The organism is Patescibacteria group bacterium (assembly GCA_041665365.1).
Taxonomy (GTDB): domain Bacteria; phylum Patescibacteriota; class Patescibacteriia; order UBA9570; family UBA9570; genus UBA9570.
On sequence record JBAYIY010000020.1, the window covers coordinates 1 to 3,992 of the forward strand.

Annotated in this window: 3 protein-coding genes; all 3 read left to right on the forward strand. The window is 40.7% G+C overall.

The genetic code is table 11. The features are described from left to right. The first annotated feature begins 155 nt into the window (after nt 1-155). Complete coding sequence (locus WCV88_06310) at nt 156-1,322, forward strand: MFS transporter (protein MFA6475769.1); 1,167 nt, start codon at nt 156-158, stop codon at nt 1,320-1,322. 26 nt (nt 1,323-1,348) lie between these two features. Continuing rightward, nucleotides 1,349-1,780: a hypothetical protein gene (locus tag WCV88_06315; GenBank protein ID MFA6475770.1), complete on the forward strand. Its 432-nt coding sequence runs from the start codon at nt 1,349-1,351 to the stop codon at nt 1,778-1,780. A 301-nt stretch (nt 1,781-2,081) separates the two neighbouring features. Then, the coding region (locus WCV88_06320) for a metallophosphoesterase (GenBank protein MFA6475771.1) at nt 2,082-3,992 on the forward strand (1,911 nt) is incomplete at its 3' end.

Below are 3,992 nucleotides of genomic sequence, written 5' to 3' on the forward strand. Positions count from 1 at the left end.
ATCAACCCACTATGATAGTAATATCACGCACCATGGGACGAACCCGACAAAACGTCGGTCTGGTGTGTGACGTGTCAAATATATAAAAACTAATTTTTGATAATCAAACGCCAGTCACCCGACCGGCGTTTTTTTGTTTATTTATTATCAAAATTATGTTTTTAAAATTAAAAAATATTGGCAACGTAAGACTGTTCACCCTGTTTTACACTTTCTACAACTTCAGACTCTACTCAGTGCTGGCGGTAATTTACTTTTACCAAATTACTCGCTCATATGCACTGGCTTTGAGCTTATTTTCAGTAGCTCAAATCAGTCAGGGATTGTTTGAAATACCTTTTGGGTATTACTCTGATAAATATGGTCGAAGTAACTGTCTTAGAGCAGGTGCGATCGCGAGCTTGATGGCGGTGATTTGTTATTCTATCGGGGGTAATTATTGGATATTACTAGTCGGATCGATAGTAGATGGAATTAGTTTTGCGGCATCTAGTGGCAATAATGATGCACTACTGTATGAGACCCTCCAAGAAGAAGGAAAATCGGACCACTATCACCATGAATTTGGAAAAATGAATTCGTGGCTGGAGCTATCGGGATTTGTAGGAGTATTTGTGGGGAGCCTAGTAGCGACGAGGTCACTTAATTGGCTGTTTGTGATTTCGATATTTCCACGAGTAGTGGCAATGATAATTAGTTTTGGATTTTGTGATCCGAGAATAGTTAAAGACTCTACCAAAAGTGTGACGCACCACTTTCGTGACTCATGGCAAATGTATAAAAATAATTTGAAGGTAAGGCTACTAAGCATTACGGAAGTTATTGGATATATTGGTGGAGTGACGTGGAATTTTCAGTCGGTGTTTTATAACTTGTTTTTGCCGACATGGGCGACAGGAATGGTGATGTCGGTCAACTTTTTTACTAGTTTTGTCAGCTTCCGAATTAGTGGAAGGTTGATCCAAAAATATGAGGCGATGAAGGTATTATTCTACACTGAGATTTATAGTCGAATTATTACTTTAACGGCATTTATTTTTCCAACAGTGGCTTCGCCTTTTATGATTGCGATCGCATCATCAACGTATGGTCCGAGTGTGGTGGCCAAAAGCACAATACTACAAAATGAATTTACAAACGAACAGCGAGCGACAATGACTTCGATTAATTCGTTTGTGGGTAATGTGTTGTACTCAATAACTGCAGTCATAGTGGGCATGGCAGCAGATAGATTTGGGGTAGCCAGATCACTACTGGTGGTGCAACTAATGATGGTGTCGATATCAGTGATTTATTACAAATTATTTAGAAAACTAAGATAACAGTCTGACAGGATATAATTCGCTATATGGCACATACAACTAGAGAAGATTTGTTGGAGAAATTAAGACTTGCTGGTGAACAAACTGATGGCGAATTGGCAATTCAAGAAAGCACTGAGGAAATAATGGTAATTCAAAGAAAAGCGATTAACTTATTTGTACCGGATGGAGAACCTACCGACTATTCCCCACTAATTACCCCAGAAATGGCTAGCCAAATGGAAGTAATTGGGAGAGAAATAGTTACCGGAGATAGATATAAACATACAAAGTCAGGGGGAGAATATGAGATTGTTGGTGTAGGACTAAATGTAGTTTCAGGTGAACCGACAGTAGCATATAGAGAACTTAGCCATACACCGGCTATAACTTGGCTAAGAACACACTCTGGTGAAGATGGATGGATTGTGCCAACTGAAGTTAGTGGGTTGCCAGCGCCAAGATTTACGAAAGTATAAGCTAGACACCAATCAAACTAAAAAATATGTGTGCTTACACACCCTGGAAATGAAAGGATAGGGACTTTATTGGAAAAGAAAATCACTTGATAAAAAAGTGAGTATAATATTTTGTTTATGGATATTTTATTTCAGTAGGTGCGAGGAGGATTAATATTGAATATACTTATTGGTTGAGTATCTCTAACCTGTATTTAGGTTAGATTTAATACTAATGTTTTTTATTGGATTATTTAAGTGTAACATTTCGATTTTTTAGAAGATAGTAATTGAATGTTTTTATATTAGCCTATATTTTAGTATGATGGCTGTGAAATACGCTGAAAGACCAGGGGGAATGAGTCAGGTTTCCAGCGCTGAGGCCACCAGAAAAATCACCAGTTACATGACCCTAGGTCGAGAAGTGTCAAGTCTACTTAGACCTGACGTACCGGAGAGTAGTGTCCATGTCACCACCCGAAATGGGGCAATGAGAATATTGGTCATATCTGATGTTCACTTGGGCGATAAAGCATCGGACCCGTTGGCTGTAAAAAACATCCTGAAAGAGGCAATGGAACCAGATACTTACGTGATTTTGGCTGGTGACCTTGTTCAGGGGATGACAGAAAAGTATCCGAATGTTGGGCCAAACTTACTACTAAATTTTCAGGAGCAAATAAATGCAATTAGATTGACATTAATCGGACCTTTGGTGAAAAGCGGAAAGGTACTAGCGGCAGTATCGAGATTTGGGAGCCATGATGACTGGCCATCGGCTACGTCGCTAAATATACCAGCAATGATGATGGAAGGAATGACTGATAAGGATGGTAAATCCCCTCCACTTATATGGAATGGGGGTTTGCTAAATATAAAAATAGATGATGTCGAGACTGACTTTCCGGTGAAACTGTTTCACACCGCTTCAGGATCGGGTTCGACTATAAACCCAGTTAAGCCGTTACGTATTAGTTTTATAAATTCAAAAATTCCTGATGACCAAACAACACCAATGGGAGCATTGGCTGGCCATCGACATAGCCAAGCTGGGGTATCGAGCGAGAGAGTAAAAATAGGCAAAAAACATGAAGTCCAACTAGTGTTACTTCAAAACGGAACATACCAGGGAACAGATAAAAATCATCCTGATTTTCAATTTATAAAACGAGGAGGGGTATCACCTCAACCTGCGGGAGCGGCAATGGTTATTAGAACTTCAGGTGATCAGTTAAGAGTGGTTCCGACTTATGGCGATGAGCGGTCTAGCTTACTTCAAAGAGCTTATGAGACTTTGAACAAATGTGAACAAAAAGGAATTACTGAAGAGATGTTGACGGTAATTAATAATGAAGATGGTGGGGTAGATGTAACAGTTGATGATGAGGCATCAGTAATTGCACTGAGAAGTCACGGTACGGCTGATTATATATCACCTTTGTACAGTCACTTAGAAGTGAGGATGAACCACGGTAGGCTCAACTTACCAACAGCAGTTATCACCTTAGCTCACGCATATATTGGATCATCTCAAAGTGAAACCGACGCAATACAAGAGGTAGTGAGTGCGGTAGCCCGCTCACCAAGAGCAACACTATTAGTAATCAATGAAATGCTTGACCCAAAAGTTCCGAGGCAACCTGACAGACTTGATAATTTAGAAAAGTTGGCGCAGCTAATCGGACAAGTACCGGAAAAAAGAAGGGTGGGAACGATGCTTGACAGTATCCTGCGACATGACTCATGGAACAAACCAATATCAATGGGAAAAGATGAGGATCCACTGCCACCGGTAGTGACCGGAGACTATCTATATACTCATCCACTAGCTGGTGGGACACCACTATTTGAGGGTGGAGCGTCGATTGTTTTTCAATTAAAAGAAAAACGTTTTAGATGGCTCGTAGCAGATGGGACTGGAAACTTTGGATCACGAATCGACCCATACCTAGCTCTGGCACAAATGGATAGAGAATCAATGGTAAATAATGATGTGGTGACTGGTGGAAATAGCTTTATCCCTGGAGCTCTGACTACTCCTGATAAAGTTTTGCTAGCTCCTGGGTGGTTTGCCCCGGCGGTTAATCGCCGATCTGGTGGTAAAAACTCGATGATGAGAGTCCCCAGAGGTGGACAGGGAGTAATTCACCTAGAAAATGGAATGACGTTTGCCGGCGGAAGTCTGAGAGAAACTTTTGATATTTTTACAGCGATAACCCTTAGTCAAGGGCTG

What these genes read in the sequence shown, in the direction of transcription:
- WCV88_06315 (MFA6475770.1), top strand. Translation starts at nt 1,349, where the DNA reads ATGGCACATACAACTAGAGAAGATTTGTTGGAGAAATTAAGACTTGCT.
- WCV88_06310 (MFA6475769.1), top strand. Translation starts at nt 156, where the DNA reads ATGTTTTTAAAATTAAAAAATATTGGCAACGTAAGACTGTTCACCCTG.